Below are 26127 nucleotides of genomic sequence, written 5' to 3'. Positions count from 1 at the left end.
GTGGAGTGATCCGGACAGGGAGGAACCCTGCCCGTGGTATCCTGCCGTGACGGGCAGCCTTTTGTAGGTATGCCGGCAACCGGATCCCGTGGACTCCCTTACCCATGCACTGGTAGCCGCGATCCTTGCGTACGCGCTCGGCCTCCCGCAAATCCTGCCGTTCTTTGTGCTCGGTGCGGTCATCATCGATGCCGATATTCTCTTCTCGTTTTTCTCCCGCCGCCACCCTTCGCTCTACCTCTTTATCCACGGGGGGATCGCCCACAGCCTTGCGGGTGCCGTTGCGATGGCAGTTCTTGCGTACACCGGAATCCTGCTTGCCGCTGCTTCGGGTGTCATCAGCCCTGCCGTGATCGCTGGTGCCGGTCCTGCCGGTGCCGGTGCGGTATTTGGCGGCGCTTTCCTGCATCTGGTCATGGACCTCCCGGCAACCCCGGGCATCCCGCTCATTGCCCCGGTCTCGGACCGGAAATTTTCGCTCTTTGCCCTGCCGGGCCCCAGCATCCTCTTAATGGGGGTAAGCCTCTTCTTCGCCATATGGATGGCGCTTGGCGTTGTCACCCTCGCGGAAGGGATGGCAGTATACGCGGCGATCTTCTGCACATTCCTTCTTGTCCGGGCAGCGGCCTTCCTCGCCTCCCGACCGGCGCTCCGGGGTGCGGTGAGGGCTATCCCGCAGGTGAACCCGCTGAGGTGGCTGGCGATCTATGATCACGCGGATGCGTGGGAGGTGCAGGAGTACCGGATCGGTTTCGGGCGTGTCGGATCCGCTGCGGTGTATCCCAAATTCACCCAGATGTCCGAAAAAGAAGCGGCATCGTATCTCGCGCTGCCGGAAGTCCGGCGGCTGCGGTACCATTCGTATATTGTCACCGCTGAGCGGAGCGGGGAAATGATCACGTTCTCCGATCCCCTTCGGGTATCAGGGAAAATTTTCTATCCTCCCCATGATAAGCAGGTCAGGATCCCGGCCGGGAAACAGGTGGTTCCCTGATCGCGGCACTTTTATACCAACCATGCTGCACCGGTACGTAAGGGATATAGACATGGTCCGGGCAGAGTACGTCCACGGGTACACGGAGCGGGAAGCGGAACGGTTGAGTGACCAGGCCCGTACACTGACGGCACTTCTCCATCACGATACCCAGTACCCGGCCGGGAGCCGGGTGCTCGAAGCCGGCTGCGGTACCGGAGCCCAGACGGTCATCCTCGCAAAAAACAGCCCGGGTGCACGGATCACTTCGATCGATATCTCTCCGGCCTCGCTCCTGCGGGCAGAGGAACGTGTGCGGTCCGAAGGGATCACAAACGTGATGTTCCAGGAGGGGGATCTCTTCAGCCTCCCGTTTGCTCCGCAGAGCTTCGATCATGTCTTTGTCTGCTTCGTGCTGGAACACCTTCCCGATCCCCGGCGGGCACTCGCATCCCTCCGCTCTCTCATCAGGCCGGGCGGGACGCTCACCGTGATCGAAGGAGACCACGGATCAGCATACTTCCACCCGGACAGCCCTGCAGCGCACCGGGCAATCCAGTGCCTGGTGGATCTCCAGAAAGAGGCCGGGGGCAATGCGCTCATCGGCAGGGAACTGTACCCGCTGTTCGTTGCGGCCGGCTACGCGGACGTGCAGGTCTCTCCCCGCATGGTGTATGTGGATGCCTCGCGTCCGACGCTCGTGGAAGGGTTTACCCGCCAGACCTTCACCGCAATGGTCGAGGGGGTGAAAGATGCCGCTCTTGGGCGTGGAATGATGACCGGGGAGGACTGGGACCGGGGGATCGCCGATCTATACCGGACCTGCACATCGGACGGTGTCTTCTGTTATACGTTCTTCAAAGGGATTGGGAAGGTACCGTAATGAAAGTCCTGGTCATTCTTGCCCACCCCCGGCCGGGCAGCTTCAATCACGCCATTGCGGGCACCGTAGTGCATGCCCTCAAAGAGAATGGCCATACTGCATACTTCCACGATCTCTGTGCCGAGCGGTTCGACCCGGTCCTGCCGCACGACGAGATCCCCCGTGATGCCCCTCTCGACCCTGTCGTTGCGCAGCATTGCCGGGAGCTCGCAGAAGCGGACGGGGTTATTGTCATCCATCCCGACTGGTGGGGCCAGCCGCCTGCGATCCTGAAAGGGTGGATCGACCGCGTGGTCCGGCCCGGCGTTGCGTACCGTTTCCTGGAGGGCGACGCCGGGGAGGGGATTCCGATCGGCCTCTTAAAGGCCCGGGCTGCACTCGTCTTCAATACCGCAAACACCCCGGTGGAGAGAGAGCAGGAAGTCTTTGGCGATCCCCTCGAACGGCTCTGGAAGGACTGTATCTTCTCTTTCTGCGGGGTGCCGGTCTTTCACCGGCGCATGTTCTCCGTGGTCGTGACCAGTACTGAAGCGGAGCGGGCCGGATGGCTCCGTGAAGCGTACGCGATCACCTGCCGGTATTTCCCGCCGGGTGCCTGAGTTCGGCACTTTCACCCCCCGCATACCTGCCCGTTTTTACCTGATCGCTTCGCACGGGTGATCATGGATACCAGGAGGGAAGCACGCGAACACGAGGTGCTCGCAATGATACAGGAGATGAACCGGTGCTGGACAGAGACATGGGATGAGCAGGCATTCGGGAAATTCATCCACCCGGACGCCGTTGCGATCGCTCCTTTAACCCCCGGGCGCCTCGAAGGCCGGGATGCATACATCGCCGGGTGGAGGGCGTTTGTTAAAGGGGCGACTATCCATGCATGGGAGGAGACCGGCCACCGTATCCGGTTCTTCTGCCGGGATACCTGTGCCGTGGTGACGTACTTCTTTGTGATCCGGTTTGACATGGGCGGGCAGGATGTCACGATGAAGGGCCGGGACATGTTCACGCTCGTCCGGCAGGGAGGGCGCTGGCTGGTCGCCGCCGATCAGTTCTCCCCGGAACCAGCCGAAGGGTGAAGGGCCACAGGAAAATCTGACCTGTATAAATGGACGGATAACTCACAGGTATTAGGATACAGACGCATGGACGCCATAACATTGGTCGGTTTTATCGCCGGGACCCTTACGACCGTGGCCTACATCCCGCAGGTTGTCCGGAGCTGGAAACTCAAGGAGACCCGGGACATCTCGCTCTCCATGCTCGTGCTCTACGCCATCGGTGTCTCCCTCTGGTTCGTGTACGGGGTCTTGACCGGTGCTCTTCCCATCATAGCGGCAAATGGCATCTCGCTGGTCCTGATCCTTCTCCTTCTCGGGATCAAGCTGCACTACAGGTGAAACGATCAAAAGGTGAGATCAACAACCGCATCCGCGGTCATTTTTGATAGAGGGAAAAAAGGGCTTATTCCTGGAGGAGCACCAGGCAGCCGGCAATCTTGTCGTGGAGGCCCTGCCGCTTCTTGGTAAGGCCGATCATCAAAAATCCGATGAAGATGATCAGCGTGGAGATGAACTTCCCGAAGAACCGGAGCGTTGCCCGGGCAAAGGAGATCCGGTTGCCTTCGAGATCGGTCACTTCGAGGCGCATGAGGACCTTGCCCGGGGTGGCCTGTCCCCGCGAGGACTCAAAGCCTGCATAGTAGAGCCAGGGAACGACCACGACCAGAAGGCCGACAGCGGCAACGATAGGGCCGAGAGCCGCGATCGGTGTTCCCGCATCAGTGAGGGAAGAGATCGGCGCGTGGAGTGCCACAAGATAGTAAAGGTACATGATCCCGTTGGCCTGGTTGAAGAATGCAACCACGATGACGCCGAAGAGGGCGATAAGAATAATGTCAATAATGAACGCGACAAACCGTCGCCCGAGACCGGCATAGACCCCGATTTCGGGCTCTTCTTCCACCTCGGGAGAGGCCATGACCGTCGGCCCCGCGGGCACTGCATCGATCGGTGCCCCGCACCACTGGCAGAATTGTCCGGAAGCGTCAGTCTCTTTCCCACATTTTGGACAGAACATTCCTCAAACTCCTGATAGGTAAAGTTAATCCGGGTGTCCTTTTTAATTTAACTGTTCTTATTTTTGATTTCCGGGGGATTTTCCCGGGTCCCTGACGAAAAATCGGCCGGCCTGTCTTTTGCCTGCATGCCGGCTTCCGGCTGCGTAGACGCAAAACCAGAAATATCTCCAAGCAAAAAGGATAATCATGAAATTCCTGATTCCTGCAGCCGCAGTTTGTGCGCTGCTCTTCTGTGCGCTTTTTGCCGGGTGCACGAGCCCGACAGAGGCCGGGATCCAGCCTGTCGGGACCACAGTTGTGACCCCGGAGGAGACCACGCAGGCTGCGGTCCCCCCTACCCCGACCTTTGAATCGGTCGTCCCGCTCCCGCCCAGCCAGACGATCTATTTCTCGGTCACGAAGGACCGGCCCACCGGCAAGATCACCCTCCAGTGCAGCGGAGGTCCCGGGATGAGCTCCGCCCAGGTCATCGATCTCACGGTCACTCATGCGGACGGGACCGTGGTGGATCAGCAACTCACGAATAACAACGATCTCGGCCAGATAAAAAGCGACGCCTCGATCACCGTCCCGGGAACCCTCGACGGCACCGATCATGCCCGGGTGCACATCACCATGGGGGGCAACACCTTCCTCGTCTATGATCAGGATGTTGGATCGGTCAACCCCTACTCTTCCACATACTCTTCCCTCAACTCCAATTCCTGATCTTTTTTACCGTCACGCCGCTCTTATTTTCCTGACGGAGCCCGTTCGATCCTGCCGGCATATGCCTGCATCGCGTACCCGAGCCCGATGACGGCGAGGGTGGTGACAGCGAGCAGGAGCCACTGTTCCGTTCCCGCGGTCCCGACCGCGATCCGGGCCACAAGATTGAGCGGGTTGTAGGGCAGGGCAAGGACAAAGAGCAGGATAACCACAAGGGCCGTTGAGAAGACAAACTGGGCGGCGGTCCGCTCTTTATAGTGGAGGGCACAGAATGCCCCGAGGAGGATCAAAACAAGCGACCCGAGCGTGACATGGAGCAGGATAAGGAATGGATCTTCAATCGCGATCCGGTTGAGCGAGAGCAGCAGGATCCATGCCCCGGCCTGGATCGGTACAAGGAGAGTGCAGATGAGCACCTTGCCCCAGACCATTTCCGCGAATGTGACCGGCGTAGAGATCAGCGTCTCCAGCGTCCCGTGCTGGTATTCCTCGGTGATGAGGTCGATGATGAGGGCCGCAGAGAGGATCCCCGGCAAGAAGACAAGGAGCGGGACGAGAAGGCCGTATACAAAACCGTAGAAGTCGCCGCTGCCTGCCGACGCCGGGACCTGGAGCGGTATCGGGGTTACGTCAAGGCGACCGGCCCGGGCCGTCCTCAGGTTCTGCTCGTACTGCAAAAAGACCGATTTCAGCCGCACATCCACGACCGCCCCCTGGAGATCGTTTGCAAGCGTATAGAGCGTGATCTTCACCGGGTCATCAGAAACAGCCGGCGTGTCCGGGACATAGATGACCGCGGAGATCCTCCGTTCCTTTAAGAGCTCAACCGCGGTGGAGAGATCCATCTGATGGACACGGAGGTCAGAACCCTCCTCCAGGTACCCGAGCAGGGGAGTCTCATTGCCCGCGTACGCAATGTCGTACCGGAAATGGGAGTATCCCGAGAGTGCTGCCGGGTCGTACATGGAAGTGAGCCCCACCATTAAAAAAGACGAGAAGAGGGCGATGAATACCTGGAGCAGGACGGCTAAAAGGATTGTCTTCTCGGATGCAAGACCGAAGAATTCCTTTTTTGCCACGACCGTGACATGCCGTGCCTTCATCTCGGCCACCCCAGGATGAAGTACAGGTTATAACAGCAGTGGATCACGGTGGCTGCGACAAGAGCGGGCACAAACCATCGCCTCCCCCCGAGCCTGAGCGAGCAGGCGACCATGAGCACGCAGGCAAAGTGGAGCAGAAGGGGCATCCAGAGCACCCCCAGCGAAAGGAAAAGGACGCTCCCGAAGACAGACTGGGTGATCTGGGCGAGCGTGGCAAAGAGGAGGAGTTTCTCGCCGACCAAAAACCCGATCGCGGTAGCGGCGCAGGCAGGCACAAGGTGCTTCCAGGAAAAAAATGCCGGGTCCCGCATAAAGAGCGTGTAGATGCCTGCCGCTTTTGCCATCTCCTCAATAAACGCCGCGAGCACGAGCAGGAGCACGAGCGAGTACGGCATGGGCAGGTTGAAAAAGACCACGAGGCCCATCATCTGGGCCATGAAGACAAACGGGATCGAGAGGACGGCGAGTACAAAGAGCGCAACGTACGGGTGCTCCTGCGGGAGGATGGAGGAGAGGAACTCGCGGACCCGGGGCAGGAGTTTCTTCTCGGAGAAGAGTCGTTCCTCGTTGAAGTTTTTTGCCGCAAGGGCAAAGAGGATCCCCGCGGTGAGCCAGAAAAGGGCGGTGGCGTACACGTAATCCGCCGCCGTCCATGCGGTTCCCTGGATGGTGAGCACGATCAGGGTGAGGGGGGAGACGAGGCTGATGACGTGGACATTGGCAAAGATGGACGGGAAGAAGAGGTACGAGGTAGCCACGGTGGAAAAGAAGATGGAAATAAACGAGAGCTCGCGGAAGCTCCGGGCGAGCATCCCGATAACAAGCGCGTTCGCAAGGAAGAAGACGATGATCGGGACAAGGGGCAGGAGGACGAGCGGGGACGCTTTAATGTACAGGGTAATCCCGGCACAGATGGCAAGCATCCCCAGGAAGTACGGGAGCATCTTTCCTAAGATGATGGACGAGGTCCTCACCGGCAGGGAAAGGAGGGGCTCGCCCTGCCTTTCGATCCGCTCGTTCATGATGCTCATCATGAAGAACTGGGAGGTGAAGTAGAGCGGGAAGATGAAGACAAAGACAAGGATGATCGAATCAAAGGGGAGCGGGGGGGAGAGCTGGTCGGGGGTCACAAAGGATCCCATCACCGCCTGCCCGGGTGAGAGCACATCCGTGTACCGGGAGACCGCGGTGTTTTCCTGCGAGGTGGCGGTCACTTCCTGCCGGAGCTCGTCCTGCGAGACCCCGAGAGTGGGTGACGGCGTGGGGACATTCTCGACCGGGCCCTGCGGTACCGGGGTCCCCCGGCCTGGTGCCACCTGGACAAACTGGCCGTTCTGGGTGGCAGTGAAGTTGAGTTCGCTCTCCACCGACTGGGTATCGATCCAGAGCGGGTACGCGGCAAAGAGATCGCTCTCGCCGGCATAGACACTGTTTTTGTACTGGGTATAGTCCCGGGCCAGGGCGTTTTGTGCCGACCTCCCCTTCTCTGTCGGGCTTGCGTAGACAACGCCTTTGACAATGACGAGATCGTACGCATCCCTGTCAGCAGCGAGTGCAGGGTCGCCTGCCTGGTATACCGTGAACCGTGCATCGGGTGTAAAGAGGGCAGCGACCTTCGGGTCATCGATGCCAATCCGGTACATCCCGTCCTGTATGTGGAGCCCGCTCTGTGCCGCAAACCCGGTCACGAAAATGAGGAGCACGAAGAGGAGAATCGCGACCGGCAGGACGTTTTTCGACATGACCGAGAAGGTCTTTTTTACCTCCCAGCGAGCGATGGTCGCAATGTCCCTGATGGCACTCATGGTGTCTCTCCCCAAAAAATGTGGACAGTCATTAGGTGTGGGAAACAGCCTCAAATACTGTTCGGTACTGACACGCCGGAGATTGCCGGCCCTGTCCCTATCCGAACGTATATGTCCTCCTGCCCCCACCACAGTACATCAGAAACCTTACCCGGAGCACCAGTTGTGATCACCGCACGCCATCTCTCCAAGCGCTACGATGGTTTTACTGCTCTCGGTGACGTGAGTTTTACCTTTCCCGGGGCAGGGATCTTCGGGATCGTGGGGCACAACGGGGCAGGCAAGACCACGCTGTTGAAGATGGTGGCCGGCCTCGTGGCCCCCACATCAGGCGAGCTCGAAGTGAACGGGATCGATGTGGTCCGCGACCCGCTCTCGCTCAAGGAGACACTGGGTTACCTGCCCGAGGAGTCACGGCTCTACGAGACGATGACCGCGGAGGAGTACCTCGCGTTCTTCGGCGAGATCTACGGCCTCTCCAAAGAGGAGATAACACTCCGCACCCGCCGGCTCTTTGCCGCCCTTTCGCTGGAGACCGGCGGTAAGAAACTGGGCGAATTTAGTAAGGGCATGAAGCGCAAGACCGCGATCGCCCGCTCGCTTATCCATGACCCGAAATTCCTGGTGTACGATGAACCCACGAGCGGCCTTGATCCCATGACTTCGCGGTTCATTGCCGGCTACTTAAGAAAACTCAAAGGGGAGGGGAGGATCATCGTGCTCTCGGCCCATAACCTGTATCAGGTGGAGGCGATCTGCGACCGGGTGATGATCCTCCGGCGCGGGGAGGTGATGGCGCTGGGCACCATGGACGAGCTCCGCGAGCAGTTCGGTTCGATCACGTACACGATCTGGTTCTCACACCCCGATCCCGCCCGCCTTGACCGCGGTGTTTTACCGTACCGGCAGGACGACCGGGGACTGGCCTGCGATGCCGGGGACATGGGGACCTTGAACGAATGCTCTGCCGCCATCGCGGCGGCCGGGGGGAGGGTCGAGCGGATCGAGTCCCGCTCCCCGTCGCTTGAAGAGATGCTCGTTGCGATCGGCGAATAGGTCTCCCGGGACCCGGAACACCATCCCCTTGTATCTGCCCGGTAGTCCCGCTCTCCTGGTTATAATGCCCGGACCCGTGCGCCCGAGTTCCGGGCGGTGGTAATAAGCGCAGTCCCGCCGCCACATTCTGCGTCCAGGAAGGCCCGCACGGCCTGTTCGCCCTCCCGGATCCCGGTATCGTAGATCCCGTAACAGGCCGGGCCAAACGAGCTCAGGCCGGCCCCGGCCGCTCCTGCGTTCCGCATTGTCTCAAGCAGCCTGCCGATCACAGGGGGCTGGAGGGAGTTTTCGATCCGCTTGAAACCGAGCGTCTGGATCGTATTCACCGATGAACCGAAAAGGTCGAGATCGTGTTCGGCAATGCCGGGCAGCACCCGCATCAGTACTTCGTGGGAGAGCGCCCTTACTTCCTCAAGCGGTACCGGGCAGCAGGACCGGAAGATGTCTGTTTCTTTTGCCCCGCTCGCCCCGGCCGGGAGATCCGGGATCGCGAGCAGGATCTGCCAGTCCCGGGGGAACTCCTGTCGCCCGATCACCGGTGGGGGCCGGACGCCTCGCGAGGCGGACGAGGGTGCAAAGCCGGTCTTTTCCTTCCCGGCCCCGAAACGGTGCCCGCCGTCAACAATAAACCCGCCCTGCTCAAACGCCGCGGTGCCGATGCCGGAGGTCCCTCCCCGGCCGGTCAGCTGCGCGAGATCCCTTGTCGCTATATCATGGCCGTAGAGTTCGCAGATCGCCTTTGCCGCGGCGAGCGCCAGCTGCGACCCGCTGCCCAGGCCGTTGTGCGCAGGGCAGGTTTTCCTCACGGTGAGGGCGACCGCGCCCGGGGCACGGATCGCTGCAAGGACCCCGTCGGCGATCTCTTCCACGCGTGCCGCGGTTGCAGGATCGCAACCGGTAACAACAATCCGGTCGTGCATCCGTGCCTCGATGGTGATACACGGGTCGTCAAGGGCGAAACCGGCGCCCCCGTCCACTCTCCCGGAGCCGCCATGCATATCGATGAGCGTGACGTGGATGCGCGACGGGGCTTCGACAATAACCCGGCGTTCATCGAGGAACTGGTTGTACGGGAACTGCTCCTGGATGAAGATGAGCGGTTTCCCGCCATGGATGATCCGGTACTGCCGCATCAGGAGCGGCTCGTTCCTGCACAGGGAAAAGATCCCGCCGGTATCGTCCGGGGTGACCTGAGCGGTGAGGATCTCCCGCCGGGCCTCGATGTGGTGGCGCTCGATGATCTTCCCTATCGGGATATCGGCCCGCATCAGGTCGTCCCGGAACTCCGGGGCAAGCCGGGCGACCGGCGTCTGGGACTTCGCGTACACGAGCACCTCGCCGGTCGTGCCATCGAGGAGCTCCACGATCCGGTGGTTCACCGCATCGCCCGGGGCAACACCGAGGCGTTCTGCGGCAAGGGTGTCTGCCTGGACGACCTCCTGGAGGCAGGTCCGGACCGCAACCGGGTGACCGGTGGCCGATTCCAGGAGCTTTGTGACCGACCCGTCGGTCCCCAGGAGGATCTTCTGAAGGGCCGAGAGCCTGCCCACCCGGCTCTCGATCTCGGTAAGACAGCGTCCTATTGTATCCATCCACAGAACCTGCGTGCCGGACAAGATAAGGTTACGGATCTCAGCGGCGCGGTGGGGAACGACGGCCGGGTGTTCCTGGTGCAGAAGGATCCCGCGGGAGCCGCACCTGTGCGCCAATGGCCTCGATGGCGTCCGGTGCAAGCCGGCCCTTGAGAGCGATCACGTCCCGGGCCGGGAGCGTTCCTGCCTTTGCAGTCAGGACATAGCTCTCGCTGAAAAGATCGAGACCTCCCGTGGTAAAATCGTCAAGCCCTATGGGGATGCATGCGATATCACCGGCTGGCCGGCTGCTGACCGGGCAGATAAGCAGGTCGCCGTTCTCCCGTATCGCGAGGACCACGGCGGGCCGGGTCTTCGCGCCGCGCTGTTCCGCAAATGGTACCGGGGCGAGGATCACATCCCCCCGGCTGTAACGTCCCATACCCGGTACTTTACAGTTCCAAAAAAGCATAAGATCACCGGTCGGGTGCATGCCGTGATACCAACCCTTTTTTACCTGTCCGCCCATGATCGCGATCAGGAACCGGTGGTGGAATTCCATGCAGTTTGCAGAATGCGTGATGCAGCGGTACGCGACAAAAAAGTTTGATACAAAGAAGATCCCGGAGAAAAAGGTTGAGGAACTGCTCGATCTCGTGCGGTATGCGCCCTCGGCCCTGAACCTCCAGCCCTGGAAGATCAAAGTTGTCACCGACCAGAAGGTAAAAGAGGAACTTTTTGCAGTCTCGAATAACCAGGAGCAGATCACGACCTGCTCCCATCTCCTTGTCTTCTGTGCAGATGCGGATTATGCAAGCCTTGTAAAAAAGCTCGGGGCGCTGATGAAGAAAAACCATGTCCCGGACGAGGTTATCGGGAAGGTAACCGGCATGGCCTCGATGTTTGCCGGCAGCATGACAAAAGAGCAGCAGGCCGCATGGTCGCAGGCGCAGACGTACCTTGCGCTCGGGAACGCGCTCAATGGCGCAAAATCGCTGGGCTTTGATTCCTGCCCGATGGGCGGGTTCGACCCGAAGGGATATTCGCGGATCCTCGACATCCCGGCGCACCTGACCCCCGTGATGCTCTGCCCGATCGGCTATGCTGCCGACAAGCCGGCACCCAAGATTCGGTATGATCGAGAGGATATCGTATTCTGAAAAGCCGGTCCTCCTTCCCTGTGTATCGGCCCGACACCAGAAAAACCGTAAAATCAGGGGATCTCTCTTCACGGATACTCCCTGCACAGCCACAGAAGCCCGGTATGGGCAGATCTCAGAATTTCCGGGAAGAAAACCGATCCCATTCCCCCTCCAGGCAACCCCCTTTAATTTTGGTCAATAAACGTGTTTTTTCCCTTACCGGGTGATGTCATGACCATTTCATCGAGCCATTTTTTGCCCGTGCAGAAACGCCGCTAAATTGCACGGTCTATTCCTCATTAAAATGACTTGTTTGCAAAAATAACGATTTAAACAAAAATTCGTGGAGTGGATTGGCACCCCTTCCACTGGAACCCTCTGTGCCCGGATCCCGTGCAGTGGCCTCTCCGTCGGAGAAGGGAACACGGGAGGGCATACGTCCGGCCACCCCGTTTTCGCTCATCGCCACTTTAACGGAGCCCTTATGAGTTTACGGGCAAGAGAGAAGAGAGAACAATGCCACGCTGTGAATTCTGCGGGAAGAACGTTGCACTTCCGTTTCACTGCCAGTACTGCGGCAAAAACTTCTGCGACGAGCACCGGCTCCCCCCCAACCACGACTGTGCCGGCCTTGCCGAATGGAAGAGAACACCGGCGCCGGGCGTGGGCATCCGGTACGGTGCCGGCGGGGCGAGCGCGTACGGTGGCGGGTACGCGGCAGCGCCGAAAGGCAAAAAACCCGCGTCCGTGCCGTTCTGGAAACACCCGTACTTCCGGATCGCGGTGGTGCTCGTTATCCTGTTCCTCCTGATCCTTATCTTTATCCTCGCAGGCGGGTGCCTGCAGCCGGGAGGGAATAATGTGACGGTTCCCGCATCGCAGACACCTGCGCTGCCCCTCACGCTTCCCGCCACTACAGGAACAGCAGCACCCACTCTACCCCCGGCCACACCCGGCGTGACATCCTCCCTGACACCTCCCCCCACGCTCACCCTGGCCTGCACCCCGTCTCCCCCCTTGACGACCCCCACAGAGACCTCTCCACCGGCAACTGCCACGCCGCCCTTTCCCCTCGTAACGGGCCGTGTCTCCGATGACCCGTATCCCCTCCAGGCCTCATCACTTGCCGGCCGGATCCATGACCTGATCAACGAACAGCGGGCGGAAAACGGCCTTGCCCCGCTCTCGTACGACCCGGCGCTAGCTACGCTTGCCCTCAACCACAGTACGGACATGGCAGAGAACAATTACTTCTCGCATGTCGATCCTGCCGGGGAAGATCCGACCGCCCGGGGGAACGCGAGCGGGATCTTCTGCATCAAGGACTATGGCTCGTACTACACGTACGGGATCGCGGAGAATCTTTACCAGAACAACCTCTACACCTCGGTGACAGACACGAATGGGGTTTATTCCTACGCGTGGAGCACCCCGGAAGCAATTGCGCAGTCCACCATTTCCGGCTGGATGAACAGCGCGGGGCACCGGAAAAATATCCTGACCTCTACGTTCCAGAGCGAAGGGATCGGGGTCGCGGTTGCTGCAGACGACAAGGTGTACATTACCGAAGACTTCTGCTGATCTTTTTCGCGCCCGCGTCCCTTTTACCTTCCGCGCTCAAAAGATCTCCGGCAATGAAACATTCAGGCCATGAAGAGTTTCTCCGTGCGACCCCGGTCATCGATCACGACCACCCGGCCGTTCGCCGGCAGGCACTTGCCCTTGCAAAGGGCTGTACGGGTGACGTGGAGGTAGCCCGGTCCTGCTTTACCTTTGTCCGCGACGAGATCCACCACAGCTGGGATTCCAAAGAAAACCCGGTCACGCTCTCCGCATCGGCGGTGCTTGAGCACAAAACAGGCTACTGTTTTGCAAAGAGCCACCTGCTCGCTGCCCTGCTCCGGGCCAACGCCATCCCCGCCGGGTTTTGCTACCAGCGGCTGAAAAACCACTCAGACGTGGGCCCGGCCTACTACCTCCACGGTTTCAACGCGGTCTGGCTCGAAGAATATGGCTGGTACCGGGCGGACGCCCGGGGCAACCGGGCCGGGGTGAACGCGGCATTTACGCCACCGGACGAGCAGCTCGCCTTTGTCCCCACCGAGCCGGGCGAAGCTGATCTTGCCGGCATTTTCTCCGACCCGCTCCCGGAAGTTGTCCACCTGCTCTCGACATCCGCGGATTTTCTGGACGTGCGCAGGAACCTGACGGATCCCGGGGAATAACGCTGCGTACCTGCGTCTTCTTTGGCCAAAATCTGAAATGGAAAGCATAGCATACATCTCTTTCACTCATGCCAGCCCCACACTCCCGCAGCTTCCGTGACGGGAAGACACTCGAAGGCGAACTTGCCGCCGCCATGCACCGGGTGGAGGCACACGGCGTCATATACCCGGCGCATTACTACGAGACGCTGGTTGCGAAGTACAGGAAGGGTGGTGTGCCCTACCCGCATATCCTTACCATCCTGGGAGAACCCCGGATCCTCGGTCACTTTTATTACAAAACTGCCCTGCAGCGGACCGGTCCGTTCCTTGATTACGGCTGCGGGACCGGCGATAACATCCGGCAGCTCCTCCGCGATGGATTTCCCCGGGATCATATCACCGGCTTTGATCTTTCCTGGGAGAGCATCGATCTCGGTTTCGACCTGTACCGCGACCGGGACGCCCTGCGGGATCTCTTCGTGGTACAGGACACATTTCCCTTTGGAGAAGGGCAGTTCGATACGATCTATTCCGGATCGGTCATCCACGTGATTGCCGATGATGCCGAGCTTGACGGGTACCTGGCAAACGCATGGCGGGCACTCCGGCACGGGGGCGTTCTCTTCGGCTCCACGCTCGGGATCGAGGACTGCGATGCCTGCTCCCCGGACGAGCATGGACCGCCCCGGGTGTCTCCCCGTTCCGCGATCGTCCGGCATATGATGGCAGCCGGGTTTGCAGAACCGGCCATTATGGTAAAATCCCACGAGGCTCACCATCCCGGCGATAAAAAATGCGTCTTTGAGTTCTGCACGAAAAAAGACGAAAAGCTGTGACGGAAGTCCCTGCCCCGGGGTGAATCTCATAACTCATGGCACCCCATAGTACGCCAGGGAACCCCAACCATGAAGATTCTTGCGATTCACGGCAGCCCGCGCACGACCCGGAGCATGACCCGGCAGCTCGCCGGCTTTGTCCTTGCCGGGGCGGCAGAGGCCGGCGCAGAGACGGAGATGATCGATCTCACCGATTACCAGATCCTTCCCTGTACTGCCTGTGAGGCATGCAGTATCAACGGTATCTGTGTCAACCCCGATACTATGCCGGACCTGCTGGTCCGGATGAAAGAGGCTGACGCGCTCGTCTTTGGCTCGCCGGTCTACATCGACAATGTTACCGGCCAGATGAAGGTCTTCTTCGACCGGCTGGCGGATGCGATCCATTACCAGCAGTGTGCCGGGAAATACGGTTGTGCAGTGGTGACCACGGCAGAGTCCGGTGGTGACGAGGTGGCCGGATACCTTAACCATGTCCTCAATTATCTGGGAGCGGTCTCGGTCGGGGGCATGAGCGTTGCCACCGGGGGAAACCCGGATGCGGTCGATGCCGCGGAACCTGCCGCCCGGGCCCTCGGGAAGAAACTTGCAGATGCGGTCCGGAACGGCTATGCCGACCCGGCACAGGAAGCTGTGATTGCAGAGAACCGGGCGTATTTCAGAACCATCGTTGAAGAGAACCGGGACTTCCGCATCGACGAGTACGAGCGATGGGTGCGGATGGGCTGGATATAAATCCGGACTTCCTTTTTTCTTTTCTTCCTTGAGACCCCTCCGTGGCCTCCCGTCACGGAATCTTAACAAGGTTGGACGGCATCGTTCAAGTACAGCAATACGGAAAAGATCATGGCGGCAAACTGGCATCGGCGTATCCTGACAGTATGGAACGGTTACCGGAAATGGCTTGTTCTCTCCCTCGTCCTGACCATTGCGGGGGCGTTGTGCACTCTTGCCATCCCCCTGCTCTCGCAGGCCCTTATCAACCGGGGGATCCTTGGCAATAACCTGGGCGTGATCATCCAATACGGCGGGTACATGCTCGTGCTCACCATGGTGGCCGCAGGGTGCCAGGTGGCAAATACGCTGATTGCAGTCAAGTTCTCCGAGAGAACCGCGAGCTATCTCCGGACCGAATCGTACCGCCATATCCAGGATCTCTCTTTTGGGAACATCGACCGGATGCGCCCGAGCGATCTTCTCGTCCGGCTGACAAACGATATCCAGAATGTCAAGATCGCGATCCAGCAGGGAATCCTCAACCTCCCGCTCGTCCCGGTCATGCTCATTATCACCATCCTGCTCATTGCGTTCCACACCCCGGCCCTCATCGGTCTCATGGTTGTCCTCCTGGTTGTCTTTACGATCCTCCTTACAGCCTACCTCCGGTTCGTGCTGCCGGTCTTTACCGTGCGCCAGGAGAAGTACGATGCCATGAACGGCCGGCTCCAGGAAAACCTTGCCGGTGTCCGGGTGGTCAAGGCATTTGTGCGCCAGCGGCTGGAAAACGACCGGTTCTCCCGGGTTGCCGGGGAGGTACGAGGGGCGTCGCTCCGCGCCCAGACCTCGATTGCCATCCTTATCCCGACCATGCTGCTCGTGGTAAACCTCGGGCTTGCCGCAATCTTTTTTATCGGCGGCACCGGTGTGCTCTCGGGCACGGGCTTTTCCATCGGCGAAGTGATCGCCTCGATCCAGTACCTCTTCCTCCTGATCATGCCGTTTATGATCCTCGGTACCGTGCTCCCGGCAATCTCTGCAGCCCGGCCATCCTTTGACCGGATCTACGAGCTGCTGGATACGCAGCCTGAAGTGACCGACCCGGCAAGGCCTGCGGTTTTTGACCCGGCAGCGGTGAAAGGCCGGGTGGTCTTTGACCATGTCTCGTTCGGGTACCGGACCCCGGAGGGCACACCGGGGCCGCTTGTGCTCCGCGATATCTCCGTTATCGCTGAACCGGGCGAGACGATCGGGATCCTTGGCGCAACCGGCTCGGGAAAGTCCACGCTCATCCATCTCCTTCCCCGGTTTTACGATGTCACCGAAGGCAGGATCACCCTGGACGGTACCGACATCCGGCAGATCCCCCAGGACACGCTGCGCCGGACCGTTGCCATCTGCCTCCAGCAGCCCAACCTCTTCTTTGGTACGATCCGGGAGAACATCCTTTTTGGCGCAGACGACCGGTCGGACGGAAACATGATCGCCGCTGCCGAGGATGCCGATGCTGCAGGGTTTATCACCAACATTCCCCGGGGATATGATGATGCCGTGGCCCGGCATGGGGCAAATTTCTCGGGCGGGCAGCGCCAGCGTCTGGCCATAGCCCGGACCCTTGCGGCAAAACCGAAGATCCTCATCCTTGACGACAGCACGAGCGCCTGCGATGTGGCGACCGAGGCCCGGATCCAGGACCGGATCAACCAGCGGTTCGCCGGTGTTACCAAGATCCTTGTGGCACAACGGATCAGCACGGTGATCGCCGCGGACCGGATCCTCCTCCTTGACAGCGGGAAGATCGTTGCCTCGGGCACCCACGAGGAACTGCTGGCAATAAGCCCGGAGTACCGCGAGATCTATGATTCGCAGCTGGGCCGGGGCATTGTCGGGAGAGTTCCATCATGACCGCAGATGCGGTGTCTCCCGGCGCGGACCAGCTCCCCCCGATGATCCCGACCGTGCGGCGTTTCTTCCGGTACATGGCCCCGCACCGGTTCAGGCTCGCGCTTGTGATCGTCTTTATGGCGCTCTCGGCCCTGCTCACTGCCGCATTCTCGCTCCTGATGGGCGAAGCCACCACCCTGATCTCGGCAGGCCCGGGTCCGCTTGCCCCGCTCGAAGAAGTGATCGCAGCCCTTGCCGCAGCGGCCCTTGTCATCTGGCTTGTCGGGGTCGTCTCCCAGAAGTTCCTCTCGGATATCGCGCAGGATGCACTGTACTCCCTCCGCTGTGACCTTGTCTCCCACATCCAGACGCTCTCGCTTAACTTCTTTGACCGCCGCCCGATTGGCGAACTGATGAGCCGGGTCACCAACGATACGCAGGTGATCGAGCAGTACATCAGCATCGGGGCCCTCCAGACCGGCCAGGCCGTCATGACAATCGTGATCATCAGCATTGTCATGCTCTGTGTCAATGTGGAATTCACGGTCCTTGCCTACATCGTGGTGCTGGGGCTTGTCTGGGTCTCGTGGCTGCTCACCAAGACCTCGGGGCCTGCGTTTGCCCTGCTCCAGGAAAAGACCGGCGACCTCAACGGGTTTGCCGAGGAGTGGCTCTCGGGAGAAAAGACCGTGATCGCGAGCCGGCAGCAGGGAGAGGCTGCCGAGCGGTTCTCCGCGATCAGCACCCGGGTGGCCACGATCGGCGAGAAGGCCCAGTTCTCCGCGCTCATCAGCCAGCAGATCTCATCGATCTTTACCACGGTGCTCATTGTAGCGCTCCTTGTCGTGGGCGGCCTCTTAGTGATGAACGGGATGGCCGCGATCGGCACCCTGATTGCATTCATCGGCTTCTCGTTCTCGCTCTTAAATTCCTTTACCACGATCTTCTCGGTGTATGCCCAGATCCTCAACGCGATAGTCGGGATGTCCCGCGTCTTTGCGGTCATGGACGAGACGCCGGCCGTGGCTGATCTGCCCGAAGCCCCGGCCATGGCACCTGTTACCGGGGATGTGGAGTTCGACCACGTGGACTTCTCGTATATCAAAGGGCGGCGGGTGCTCTCCGGCAACACGTTCCACGCGGCGCCCGGGCAGGTTTTCGGCCTCTGCGGCCCCACCGGCGCCGGCAAAAGCACGATCATCAATATCCTGACGCGGTACTACGACATCGAGGGTGGCGCGATCCGGGTTGACGGGACGGATGTCCGGTCGGTGCAGCAGGACACACTCCGGGTCCAGATCGCACAGGTGCTCCAGGAGCCGTTCCTCTTCTCCGATACGATTATGGCAAACCTGAAGTACGCACGGGAGGGGGCAACGGATGAGGAGTGCATCCGTGCGGCAAAGCAGGCCAATGCCCACGGGTTCATCCTCCAGCAGCCCAAAGGCTACGACACGGTGCTCGTGGACGGCGGTTCGAACCTCTCGCAGGGGCAGCGCCAGATGCTCACCATTGCCCGGGCGATCGTGGCCGACCCGCGGATGCTCATCCTTGACGAGGCAACAAGCAATGTCGATACCCGGACCGAGAAGCTGATCCAGGAAGGCCTTTTGTCCCTCCAGAAGGAGAAGACCTCGTTTATCATCGCCCACCGGCTCTCCACGATCCGGCATGCTGACCAGATTCTGGTCATCGACAAGGGACGGATCGTGGAACGCGGGACGCACGCCGAGCTGATGGGCAGAAAAGGGTTTTACTACGATCTCTACATGAGCCAGTTCCGGGGCAGGCTCGCCGGTATCGTAAAAGAGTAAACGGGCGCCAAAAAAAACCGGCGGAATGATTCCGCCGGAACTACCTTTTTAGAAATTTTCCGCGTAGATCTCGAAATACGCCTGCGGTTTCCCGCATGCAGGGCATTTTGCCGGGGCGGCTGTGCCTTCGATCACGTACCCGCACTCCCGGCAGTACCACCGGGCCGGTGCATCGCGTCTGAAGACGGTTCCCTTCTCCAGGTTTGCCAGGAGCCGGTTGTACCGCTGCTCGTGGTACTTCTCGGCAACTGCTACCTGCCGGAAGAGGTTTGCGATCGGGAGAAAACCCTCCTCTTTTGCGGTTCCGGCAAAGGTCGGGTACAGCGTACCCCACTCCATCAGCTCACCATCGGCGGCTGCCTTGAGATTTTCTTTTGTTTTTCCGATCACGCCGGCAGGATACGCGGCCGTGATCTCCACCATCCCGCCTTTCAGGAACGAAAAGAAGAGTTTCGCATGCTCCTTCTCCTCCTCGGCCGTCTGCAGGAAAATGGCTGCGATCTGCTCGTACCCCTCGTCCTTTGCTATCCTGCCAAAGTAGCTGTACCGGTTCCGGGCCTGGGACTCCCCGGCGAATGCCGCAAGGACATTCTTCTCTGTTTTACTGCCGATAAATTCCATGGTTTGTATCACCTGTTCTGGATTTGGGTTCCGGGAAGGTGCCCTGCCGGCACACCCGTTTCAACAGACGATAGGATCCTGCCATCATCAATATTGTGATAGTGGCAGCACGACCGGCGGTGCGACAGAAGAGTGGGGAACGATGCCGGAACCGGGGTGTGAACACGGTTGCCCTGATGAAGAAAACCACGATAAAAGAAGCGGGCCTGAAGGGATTTGAACCCTTGACCTGCGGATTAAGAGTCCGCCGCTATGCCGAACTAAGCTACAGACCCACGTAGCCTAATAATGTGGCCGGTACGGCCGAATAAATGTTTTGGAACACGGAGGCCGGCATGGCCGGTAGAATCCTTTTATACGTGGGTTTCGCCCATCTTTTTCTAACATGCCCGATACCGCCGCGTTTGAGCCGCAAGGTCCGACAAAATACTGCATCTTCGGGTGCGGTACAAGCGGGTACAACATCATTCTCGAACTGGCAAAGGAGAACGAGTGTGCCATTGTCGTTGACCGCGATGAGACGCGCGTGCGCCACCTCCGCGACCAGAAGTACGATGCGTACGTGCGGGACATCACTGCCTCAGATATGCTGGCAGGCCTTCCCCCCTTCGAGATCGCGTTCGTGATGAGCGGAGATGCGGATGCCAACCTTGCTGCGGTAGCAACCATCAGGAAACGGTACCCGACCGGCCAGGTGATCGCCCGCGCCGTGGATCCCGTGACCGGCGGCCGGCTCACGGCCGCCGGGGCTGACCTTGTCCTCTACCCGCAGGAGGTCGTGGCAAAGACCGCGGTCTTCCAGATAAAAAAGCAGCATGCGAGCCGGATCTCGCAGAAATTGTTCTCGCTCCTTGCCGGCTGGGACGGCATCCTTGGGATCATCACCCACAAGAACCCGGACCCGGATGCGATCGCAAGCGCCATGGCCCTTGCCGAGATCGCCCGGCACGCGAATTCAAAAACGCTCACAACCCGGATTTTTTACGAGGGAAATATCGGCCACCAGGAGAACCGGACATTTGTCAACCTCCTCGATATCAAGATGGAGCACCTGACTCCCGAGGCGCTCCAGAAATGCGCTTACCTCGCGATGGTGGACTGTTCGGGACCCGGGGCGAACAACGATGTCCCGCCCCAGACAAAGATCCAGATCATCATCGACCACCACAAGGATGGGAACCACGCCACTGCGCAGGGCACGTTCACCGATATCCGGCCCGGCATCGGGGCGACGGCAAGCATCCTGACGCAGTACCTCCAGGAGCTCGATATCCCGGTCGACAAGAGGGTGGCGACCGCTCTGTTATACGGGATCCGGACCGATACCAAGGAGTTCAAGCGGAACGTGACTCCGCAGGATCTCGGGAATGCCGGTTTCCTGCTCCCCCTCACGGACGCGGATCTCCTCGACAAGATCATGTCGCCGTCCATGTCGCAGGAGACGATTGACGTCATCGGGAAGGCGATCCAGAACCGGAAGATCCAGAGCGGGTATCTCTTCTCCAACGTCGGGTACGTGATGAACCGCGACGCCCTCCCGCAGGCGGCAGACCTCCTGATCACGCTCGAAGGGGTAAACACGGCGCTGGTGTACGGGATCACGGACACGTCGATTGTGATCTCGGCCCGGAACCGGGATATCCGGCTCCACGTGGGGAACGCCCTTGCCGAAGCGTTCGGGGACATGGGGGACGCCGGAGGCCACCCGAACATGGCGGCGGCAAACCTCCCGCTCCACTACTTCGGGAATGTGGCCGACAAGGTAGCGCTCCTTGAGATCACCATCGAGCCGATCCTCCAGAAGTTCAAGAACCTCGTGGGCCTGGAGAACGAGGACCGGAAAAATGAGTGAGACCGTACCCCGCCCCTCTCCAGCGGCCGGGTGCCGGTGAGGTATGAAGTTCTCCGCGTGGGAACCGCATTACCGCGAGATCCTCGCGTACTTCGGATTCTCCCGGGAGGACGACGAGCGGGCTGCCCGGCTGCTTGCCGATCTTGTCGGTACCCGCGATGATCTTTTAGCGCTCTCAATGCTGGTACAAGGCCGTGACGTGGTGGTCTGCGGAAACGCCCCCTGCCTTGCCCGGGATCTCACCCGTATCACGCCCGGCAGCGTGGTTTTCGCCGCTGATGCCGCTGCCGATGTCCTTTTTGCCCGCGGCATCCGGCCGGATGCAGTATTCACCGACCTTGACGGCGCAACCGATCATCTCATTGAGATGAACCGGGCGGGGACCATTGTGGTGGTGCATGCCCACGGCGACAACATCCCGCTCCTGCAGCACTGGGTAAAGAGACTGCCCGGCCCTCTTGTCGCCACCACGCAGAGCACCCCGCTCGAACACGTCCATAACTTCGGTGGCTTTTCCGATGGGGACCGGGCGGTCTTTGCGGCCGATGCTCTCGGGGCAAAAACGATCACGCTTATCGGCTTCGATCTCGATGACAAAAACGTTGACCCGGTGAAAAGGGGAAAACTCCAGTGGGCAAAGAAACTGCTTGCCCTGATCGGCCATGACCTCTGATACCCGGAAGCCGACAGCCGTTATCCTTGACGGGTACGTGGACGAACCTGCATGCCTCGGGGTCCCGCCGTACCTCTCGCCCTATATCCGGACGGTTGCAGGGGCCCTCAGCGCTCATGGTTTTTTTGTCCGGTACATTACCATCGACCAGCTCAGGAACGACCCGCAACTCTTCGATGCAATGGACCGGGCCGGCCTGCTGGTCATGATTGCGGGAGTCACGGTGCCGGGCAAGTATCTCGGAGGCACACCCGCCACGCTTACCGAGATCCAGCAGGTGGGCCACCAGCTGCGTGGGCCAAAAAAACTGATCGGCGGGCCCATCGGTTTCGGGTACGCCGGTGAAGGAGGGAAGAAAGCCGTCCGGCAGGTAATCGCCGGTTTTGATGCACTGCTCCAAGGGGATCCGGCTGTGGCGCTTGACCGGTATCTTGCCGGGGGAGATCCGACCGGGGTCTTTGATTATACGCTGACAGATCCGTGGAGTGTGGCAGGCGCCGGCATCATCGCACAACACCCGGACTTCCCGTTCGTGATGTGCGAGCTGGAGACCGCCCGTGGCTGCTCCCATGGGGCGACCGGCGGCTGCTCCTTTTGCACTGAGCCGTTCTACGGCCGGCCCCGGTACCGCTCAGTAGCCGGTGTCGCCTCCGAGGTTGCGGCGCTTGCTTCCCATGGTGCACTGCACTTCCGGGTGGGCCGGCAGCCCGATATTCTTGCCTATGGAGCGGGGGAAGGAGAGTATCCCGCCCCCCGGCCGGATCTCCTTGAGGCGCTCTTCTCCGCGATCCGAACATCGGCACCCAATCTCAAAACCCTCCACATCGACAACACGAACCCGGCTACGATTGCCCGGCACGAAGAGAAGAGCCGGGAGGCCCTCGCCGCAATCATCCGGTACCATACGCCCGGGGACGTGGCCGCGTTCGGGATGGAGACCGCTGACCCCGCAGTGATCGCGGCAAACAACCTCAAGGCACAGCCGGACGAGGTCTTCCGGGCAATAGAGATCACGAACGAGGTCGGGGGGGTACGACGGGACGGGATCCCGGAGCTGCTCCCCGGCCTCAACTTTGTCTGCGGGCTTGCGGGGGAGACACCGGGGACCTACGATGCAAATGAACAGTTCCTCACCCGGGTTCTCGCAGCCGGCCTCGTGGTCCGGCGCGTCAACATCCGGCAGGTGATGCCCTTTGAAGGGACGCCGGCATACACGGACAATACCCTCGGCAGGAACGAGCGGCGGTTCAAGGCATTCAAGGAGTTTGTGCGGCAGAAGATCGATCTCCCCATGCTCCAGCGGGTGTACCCGGTCGGGACCATCCTCCGTGATGTGCGGATAGAAATTTCCGGGGAACTCTCGTTTGGCCGGCAGCCGGGCTCGTACCCGATTCTCGCCGGGATACCGGCAAATCTCCCTGTCCGGACTGTGGTTGATACGGTCGTCGTAGACTGGGGCATGCGTTCGATCACTGCGCTTCCGCTCCCGCTCAACGTCAACACGATGCCGGCCTCCGTCCTCCGCTGGATGCCCGGCGTGGGAAAGAAACGGGTGGCTGCCGTGATGGCAAAGAGGCCGTTTGCCGATGTGGCGGCATTTACAAAGATCGCAGGAAGCTCGCCGCTGGACCGGTTTTTGGAGGTTTGAGGAATTTTCCGTCGGCGATGCTGGCGGCAGAACAGTGACTCATGAGAATGTAGCGATGGCTCCCCGCCTCAGGACCCCTTGCGGGGCACGGCAGCCCCCAAGAGCGCCCATCATCCATCCGGGATTTCAACAGATCAGAAAAAAGAACAACGGTGATGCGATTTTTAGCTCTCATATTTTTTTGAGCTCGGTCACTTTCAGGATATCGGTGCGGGTCACGATCCCGACGATCCGGTCCTCGTGCACGATCGGGATCCGGCCGATGTTCCGGGTGGACATAAGGCGGAGGGCATCGATCACCGAGCCCGTGGGCGGGAGGGTAATCACATCACGGGTCATCACGTCTTTTACCTGCATCGCCTCACGGTCGATAGGTGAGGTCCGGTTCACGTCAGCAAGTGTCAGCATGCCCACCAGCGTGTCGCGCTCGGTGACGGGAAACCCGAGGTGCTTGCTTGTATACATCATCTCCACCACTTTGGTAAGCGGCATGTTTGAGGGCACCGTGATGACCGGGCTGCTCATCATCTCGCCCACGGTCACGTCCCGTAAAAGGACATTGTACTGGACAGCGGTCGATTCCAGGCTCGCCCCGATATAAACAAAGAGGGCGATCAGGATCAGGAACGGCGAGAAGAAATACAACCCGATGATCCCGAAGATCACTGCAAATGCCTTGCCGACGTTGGCCGCGATCCGGGTGGCCCGGTCGAGTGGCATCCGCGTGGCGAGCACAGCCCGGAGCACCCGGCCGCCGTCCATGGGGAAGGCAGGGATCAGGTTGAAAGCGAAGAGGATGACGTTGAGGACGCCCAGGTACCCGAAGAGGAAAACGAGCACACCCTGCAGGGCGGGGTCCGGGGTCATCTCCGGTGTGACGTACACGAGACCGCAGCAGAACAGGCCGAAGATAAGGCTCATGAGCGGCCCGGCGAGCGCCATGGGCAGCTCCGTACGGGGCTCCGGTATCCCTTCGTCCATCTGGGCAACACCGCCGAACATCAAAAGCGTGATGCTCTGCATCTTTATGCCCTTGGAGCGGGCCACGAGGGAATGGGCGAGCTCGTGGACGAGCACCCCGAAAAAGAGACCAAGGGCAACGACCGTCCCGAGGATCCAAGGCAAGAACCCTGCAGTGATGAGACTTTTATCGATGGCGATCCCGAAGATCTGCTGGAGCATATCGACAGTAGCATCGATCTGGCTGCCGATGATAAACGCAAAGAGCGGGATGATGAGCAGGAAGGTGTAGTGGAGCAGGATCGGGATCCCGAAAAGCCGCCCGATCCGAAGAGATCCATCCATAAAGTATGGATTATCTTTTTAACCCATATGGTATATACTTTCATCTGATAACGATGGAAACCCAGATTACGGACTTATTCGGGCTTGCGATCTACACGGACAAGGGCATGTACATCGGCGAGGTCGACGATGTAGTCATTGACGTGGACTCAAAGAAGATCGAAGCGCTCGTCGTGGGTAAGGTCAACGACCAGCTCTTCGAGCTCAAGAACTACAAGGGGCTCAAGATCCCGTACCGGATCATCAGCGCCATCGACGATATCGTGCTCATCCGCCACCTGCCGGGCGCCTTTGCCGGATCCGGGACACTCGAGGAAGAATAAGTCGGATTTTTTTTATTCCGGTGAATTTCTCCGGGCGGTGCGGGAACCCCCGCCGTTTTGTTTTCTCTCCCGCAATCATAAGGGGTGTTCCATGGATAACTTCGAGATCTTTGCTAATCTTGCTACGATCCCCCCGGTCTTTGTCCGGCTCGATGGCCGGGCGTTCCACGGGCTGACAAAGAAGTACGGGTTTGCCCGGCCGTTTGACGACCGCTTTTCTGCAGCGATGGTGGCAGCCTGCCGGGTGCTTGTGGCCGAGAGCGGCCTTGCACCGGTCTTTGCCTATACCTTCTCGGACGAGATCAGCCTGTACTTCACTATGCTCCCCTTCTCGGGCCGGGTGGAGAAGATCGATTCGGTGGCTGCCTCGTATGCGGCAAGCGCCCTGACCATCGCCCTCGACGCGGACGAACCGCTTGCCTTCGACTCACGGATCGTCCAGGCAACCCCGGAGACCGCGATCGCGTACATGACCGGCCGGCAGGACGAAGCGTGGCGCAACCACCTCAATGCCTACTGCCAGCAGGCCCTGATCACGGAAGGAATGGATGCTGCCGATGCAGCGGCCCGGCTCAAAGGGATGCCGGCGCAGGAGCTCCACGAGATGATGCACAAACGCGGGGTGAATCTTGCAAAAACCCCGGCCTGGCAGCGCCGGGGAATCCTGGTCTGCAAAAAAGAGGTGGAGAAAGAGGGGTTCAACCCGGTGACAAAGGAGCATGTGACCGTCTCCCGGAGCAGGGTTACGGAAGACCGTGAGCTCCCGCTCTTTTCAACCCCGGAAGGGCAGGCATTCCTGAGGGCACTGATCTCCGGGGAATGAGAAAATTTTTCGTCATTGTCCCGCGTTTAAATCCCTCTTTTCCTGATACCTGCACCACTAGACGGAACCTCACCACGAGAACCGGAAGGTCTGATGACCGCTCCTG

26 protein-coding genes and 1 tRNA gene are annotated in these 26127 nt (G+C 60.1%); 19 read left to right on the top strand and 8 right to left on the bottom strand.

Going from position 1 to position 26127, the window contains the following annotated elements:
- Positions 1-88: 88 nt before the first annotated feature.
- The 5 genes from VMS83_RS04105 (at position 89) to VMS83_RS04085 (ending at position 3253) form a co-directional block, all read left to right on the top strand.
- A complete protein-coding gene (locus VMS83_RS04105) occupies positions 89-994 on the top strand; it encodes a metal-dependent hydrolase (protein ID WP_325410150.1) in 906 nt (301 codons plus the stop codon).
- Between the two features lie 52 nt (positions 995-1046).
- Complete coding sequence (locus VMS83_RS04100) at positions 1047-1856, top strand: class I SAM-dependent methyltransferase (RefSeq protein WP_325410147.1); 810 nt, start codon at positions 1047-1049, stop codon at positions 1854-1856.
- Complete coding sequence (locus tag VMS83_RS04095; RefSeq protein ID WP_325410145.1) at positions 1856-2455, top strand: NAD(P)H-dependent oxidoreductase; 600 nt, start codon at positions 1856-1858, stop codon at positions 2453-2455. Before VMS83_RS04100 ends, VMS83_RS04095 begins: the two co-directional genes overlap by 1 nt.
- Positions 2456-2518: 63 nt before the next feature.
- Complete coding sequence (locus VMS83_RS04090; RefSeq protein WP_325410141.1) at positions 2519-2932, top strand: nuclear transport factor 2 family protein; 414 nt, start codon at positions 2519-2521, stop codon at positions 2930-2932.
- Positions 2933-2998: 66 nt separating this feature from the next.
- On the top strand, positions 2999-3253 hold the full coding sequence (locus tag VMS83_RS04085) for a SemiSWEET transporter (RefSeq protein ID WP_325410140.1): 255 nt from the start codon (positions 2999-3001) through the stop codon (positions 3251-3253).
- 64 nt (positions 3254-3317) lie between these two features.
- Here the strand turns inward: VMS83_RS04085 and VMS83_RS04080 are convergent, their stop codons facing one another.
- The gene (locus VMS83_RS04080; protein ID WP_325410138.1) at positions 3318-3932 is read right to left on the bottom strand and encodes an RDD family protein; all 615 of its coding nucleotides are present in this window, start codon (positions 3930-3932) and stop codon (positions 3318-3320) included.
- 187 nt (positions 3933-4119) lie between these two features.
- On the opposite strand from VMS83_RS04080, the gene VMS83_RS04075 reads away from it, so the two are divergent.
- On the top strand, positions 4120-4641 hold the full coding sequence (locus VMS83_RS04075; protein ID WP_325410136.1) for a hypothetical protein: 522 nt from the start codon (positions 4120-4122) through the stop codon (positions 4639-4641).
- A 23-nt stretch (positions 4642-4664) separates the two neighbouring features.
- Here the strand turns inward: VMS83_RS04075 and VMS83_RS04070 are convergent, their stop codons facing one another.
- Entirely contained in the window at positions 4665-5744 is a 1080-nt protein-coding gene (locus VMS83_RS04070) for an ABC transporter permease (protein ID WP_325410134.1), read from the bottom strand.
- Positions 5741-7549 (bottom strand): PrsW family intramembrane metalloprotease, encoded by a 1809-nt coding sequence (locus VMS83_RS04065; protein ID WP_325410132.1) that lies wholly within the window; start codon positions 7547-7549, stop codon positions 5741-5743. The genes VMS83_RS04070 and VMS83_RS04065 overlap by 4 nt, the downstream gene beginning before the upstream one ends.
- A gap of 165 nt (positions 7550-7714) precedes the next feature.
- On the opposite strand from VMS83_RS04065, the gene VMS83_RS04060 reads away from it, so the two are divergent.
- The gene (locus VMS83_RS04060) at positions 7715-8605 is read left to right on the top strand and encodes an ABC transporter ATP-binding protein (RefSeq protein ID WP_325410130.1); all 891 of its coding nucleotides are present in this window, start codon (positions 7715-7717) and stop codon (positions 8603-8605) included.
- 59 nt (positions 8606-8664) lie between these two features.
- Here the strand turns inward: VMS83_RS04060 and VMS83_RS04055 are convergent, their stop codons facing one another.
- Together VMS83_RS04055 and VMS83_RS04050 are read right to left on the bottom strand one after the other, a co-directional pair.
- Complete coding sequence (locus VMS83_RS04055) at positions 8665-10197, bottom strand: beta-ribofuranosylaminobenzene 5'-phosphate synthase (protein ID WP_325410128.1); 1533 nt, start codon at positions 10195-10197, stop codon at positions 8665-8667.
- A gap of 40 nt (positions 10198-10237) precedes the next feature.
- Positions 10238-10618 (bottom strand): type II toxin-antitoxin system PemK/MazF family toxin, encoded by a 381-nt coding sequence (locus tag VMS83_RS04050; protein ID WP_325410126.1) that lies wholly within the window; start codon positions 10616-10618, stop codon positions 10238-10240.
- 85 nt (positions 10619-10703) lie between these two features.
- On the opposite strand from VMS83_RS04050, the gene VMS83_RS04045 reads away from it, so the two are divergent.
- The 7 genes from VMS83_RS04045 to VMS83_RS04015 all read left to right on the top strand — a co-directional run bounded on the left by VMS83_RS04045 (position 10704) and on the right by VMS83_RS04015 (position 18776).
- The gene (locus VMS83_RS04045; RefSeq protein WP_325410124.1) at positions 10704-11336 is read left to right on the top strand and encodes an NAD(P)H-dependent oxidoreductase; all 633 of its coding nucleotides are present in this window, start codon (positions 10704-10706) and stop codon (positions 11334-11336) included.
- Between the two features lie 498 nt (positions 11337-11834).
- Positions 11835-12899 (top strand): CAP domain-containing protein, encoded by a 1065-nt coding sequence (locus VMS83_RS04040; RefSeq protein WP_325410122.1) that lies wholly within the window; start codon positions 11835-11837, stop codon positions 12897-12899.
- Between the two features lie 53 nt (positions 12900-12952).
- Positions 12953-13543, top strand: a complete 591-nt coding sequence (locus tag VMS83_RS04035) for a transglutaminase family protein (protein ID WP_325410120.1) — start codon at positions 12953-12955, stop codon at positions 13541-13543.
- Positions 13544-13611: 68 nt separating this feature from the next.
- The gene (locus VMS83_RS04030) at positions 13612-14361 is read left to right on the top strand and encodes a class I SAM-dependent methyltransferase (protein ID WP_325410118.1); all 750 of its coding nucleotides are present in this window, start codon (positions 13612-13614) and stop codon (positions 14359-14361) included.
- Between the two features lie 69 nt (positions 14362-14430).
- Complete coding sequence (locus VMS83_RS04025) at positions 14431-15096, top strand: flavodoxin family protein (protein ID WP_325410116.1); 666 nt, start codon at positions 14431-14433, stop codon at positions 15094-15096.
- A gap of 111 nt (positions 15097-15207) precedes the next feature.
- Positions 15208-16983: an ABC transporter ATP-binding protein gene (locus VMS83_RS04020; protein WP_325410114.1), complete on the top strand. Its 1776-nt coding sequence runs from the start codon at positions 15208-15210 to the stop codon at positions 16981-16983.
- Positions 16980-18776, top strand: a complete 1797-nt coding sequence (locus VMS83_RS04015) for an ABC transporter ATP-binding protein (protein WP_325410112.1) — start codon at positions 16980-16982, stop codon at positions 18774-18776. The genes VMS83_RS04020 and VMS83_RS04015 overlap by 4 nt, the downstream gene beginning before the upstream one ends.
- A gap of 48 nt (positions 18777-18824) precedes the next feature.
- On the opposite strand, the gene rbr is transcribed toward VMS83_RS04015, so the two are convergent.
- On the bottom strand, positions 18825-19397 hold the full coding sequence (rbr, locus tag VMS83_RS04010; protein WP_325410110.1) for a rubrerythrin: 573 nt from the start codon (positions 19395-19397) through the stop codon (positions 18825-18827).
- Between the two features lie 201 nt (positions 19398-19598).
- Positions 19599-19672: transfer RNA gene (locus VMS83_RS04005), tRNA-Lys, on the bottom strand.
- A gap of 110 nt (positions 19673-19782) precedes the next feature.
- Here VMS83_RS04005 and VMS83_RS04000 point away from each other — a divergent pair.
- Genes VMS83_RS04000 through VMS83_RS03990 form a run of 3 tightly spaced genes read left to right on the top strand, consistent with a single transcriptional unit; the run spans position 19783 to position 23570 of the window.
- Positions 19783-21249 (top strand): DHH family phosphoesterase, encoded by a 1467-nt coding sequence (locus tag VMS83_RS04000; protein ID WP_325410108.1) that lies wholly within the window; start codon positions 19783-19785, stop codon positions 21247-21249.
- Between the two features lie 43 nt (positions 21250-21292).
- On the top strand, positions 21293-21922 hold the full coding sequence (locus tag VMS83_RS03995) for a 6-hydroxymethylpterin diphosphokinase MptE-like protein (protein ID WP_325410106.1): 630 nt from the start codon (positions 21293-21295) through the stop codon (positions 21920-21922).
- Positions 21912-23570, top strand: coding sequence for a radical SAM protein (locus tag VMS83_RS03990; RefSeq protein WP_325410104.1), 1659 nt, complete (start codon positions 21912-21914; stop codon positions 23568-23570). The genes VMS83_RS03995 and VMS83_RS03990 overlap by 11 nt, the downstream gene beginning before the upstream one ends.
- 171 nt (positions 23571-23741) lie before the next feature.
- On the opposite strand, the gene VMS83_RS03985 is transcribed toward VMS83_RS03990, so the two are convergent.
- A complete protein-coding gene (locus tag VMS83_RS03985; RefSeq protein ID WP_325410102.1) occupies positions 23742-24875 on the bottom strand; it encodes a CBS domain-containing protein in 1134 nt (377 codons plus the stop codon).
- Between the two features lie 53 nt (positions 24876-24928).
- Here VMS83_RS03985 and VMS83_RS03980 point away from each other — a divergent pair, with 53 nt between their 5' ends.
- Both VMS83_RS03980 and VMS83_RS03975 read left to right on the top strand, forming a co-directional pair.
- Positions 24929-25198, top strand: coding sequence for a PRC-barrel domain-containing protein (locus VMS83_RS03980; protein WP_325410100.1), 270 nt, complete (start codon positions 24929-24931; stop codon positions 25196-25198).
- Positions 25199-25289: 91 nt separating this feature from the next.
- On the top strand, positions 25290-26021 hold the full coding sequence (locus VMS83_RS03975) for a tRNA(His) guanylyltransferase Thg1 family protein (protein WP_325410098.1): 732 nt from the start codon (positions 25290-25292) through the stop codon (positions 26019-26021).
- Positions 26022-26127 lie beyond the last annotated feature (106 nt).

The sequence above is a fragment of the Methanoregula sp. genome, from assembly GCF_035543475.1.
Lineage (GTDB): Archaea > Halobacteriota > Methanomicrobia > Methanomicrobiales > Methanospirillaceae > Methanoregula.
Note: the sequence above shows the minus strand (reverse complement) of the source record. Positions and strands in the feature narration are given on the sequence as shown.

Coding starts and splice junctions, on each gene's coding strand:
- VMS83_RS04100 (WP_325410147.1), top strand. CDS start 1,047: ATGGTCCGGGCAGAGTACGTCCACGGGTACACGGAGCGGGAAGCGGAA.
- VMS83_RS04095 (WP_325410145.1), top strand. CDS start 1,856: ATGAAAGTCCTGGTCATTCTTGCCCACCCCCGGCCGGGCAGCTTCAAT.
- VMS83_RS04090 (WP_325410141.1), top strand. CDS start 2,519: ATGGATACCAGGAGGGAAGCACGCGAACACGAGGTGCTCGCAATGATA.
- VMS83_RS04085 (WP_325410140.1), top strand. CDS start 2,999: ATGGACGCCATAACATTGGTCGGTTTTATCGCCGGGACCCTTACGACC.
- VMS83_RS04080 (WP_325410138.1), bottom strand. CDS start 3,932: ATGTTCTGTCCAAAATGTGGGAAAGAGACTGACGCTTCCGGACAATTC.
- VMS83_RS04075 (WP_325410136.1), top strand. CDS start 4,120: ATGAAATTCCTGATTCCTGCAGCCGCAGTTTGTGCGCTGCTCTTCTGT.
- VMS83_RS04070 (WP_325410134.1), bottom strand. CDS start 5,744: ATGAAGGCACGGCATGTCACGGTCGTGGCAAAAAAGGAATTCTTCGGT.
- VMS83_RS04065 (WP_325410132.1), bottom strand. CDS start 7,549: ATGAGTGCCATCAGGGACATTGCGACCATCGCTCGCTGGGAGGTAAAA.
- VMS83_RS04055 (WP_325410128.1), bottom strand. CDS start 10,197: ATGGATACAATAGGACGCTGTCTTACCGAGATCGAGAGCCGGGTGGGC.
- VMS83_RS04050 (WP_325410126.1), bottom strand. CDS start 10,618: ATGGGACGTTACAGCCGGGGGGATGTGATCCTCGCCCCGGTACCATTT.
- VMS83_RS04045 (WP_325410124.1), top strand. CDS start 10,704: ATGATCGCGATCAGGAACCGGTGGTGGAATTCCATGCAGTTTGCAGAA.
- VMS83_RS04040 (WP_325410122.1), top strand. CDS start 11,835: ATGCCACGCTGTGAATTCTGCGGGAAGAACGTTGCACTTCCGTTTCAC.
- VMS83_RS04035 (WP_325410120.1), top strand. CDS start 12,953: ATGAAACATTCAGGCCATGAAGAGTTTCTCCGTGCGACCCCGGTCATC.
- VMS83_RS04030 (WP_325410118.1), top strand. CDS start 13,612: ATGCCAGCCCCACACTCCCGCAGCTTCCGTGACGGGAAGACACTCGAA.
- VMS83_RS04025 (WP_325410116.1), top strand. CDS start 14,431: ATGAAGATTCTTGCGATTCACGGCAGCCCGCGCACGACCCGGAGCATG.
- VMS83_RS04020 (WP_325410114.1), top strand. CDS start 15,208: ATGGCGGCAAACTGGCATCGGCGTATCCTGACAGTATGGAACGGTTAC.
- VMS83_RS04015 (WP_325410112.1), top strand. CDS start 16,980: ATGACCGCAGATGCGGTGTCTCCCGGCGCGGACCAGCTCCCCCCGATG.
- rbr (WP_325410110.1), bottom strand. CDS start 19,397: ATGGAATTTATCGGCAGTAAAACAGAGAAGAATGTCCTTGCGGCATTC.
- VMS83_RS04000 (WP_325410108.1), top strand. CDS start 19,783: ATGCCCGATACCGCCGCGTTTGAGCCGCAAGGTCCGACAAAATACTGC.
- VMS83_RS03995 (WP_325410106.1), top strand. CDS start 21,293: ATGAAGTTCTCCGCGTGGGAACCGCATTACCGCGAGATCCTCGCGTAC.
- VMS83_RS03990 (WP_325410104.1), top strand. CDS start 21,912: ATGACCTCTGATACCCGGAAGCCGACAGCCGTTATCCTTGACGGGTAC.
- VMS83_RS03985 (WP_325410102.1), bottom strand. CDS start 24,875: ATGGATGGATCTCTTCGGATCGGGCGGCTTTTCGGGATCCCGATCCTG.
- VMS83_RS03980 (WP_325410100.1), top strand. CDS start 24,929: ATGGAAACCCAGATTACGGACTTATTCGGGCTTGCGATCTACACGGAC.
- VMS83_RS03975 (WP_325410098.1), top strand. CDS start 25,290: ATGGATAACTTCGAGATCTTTGCTAATCTTGCTACGATCCCCCCGGTC.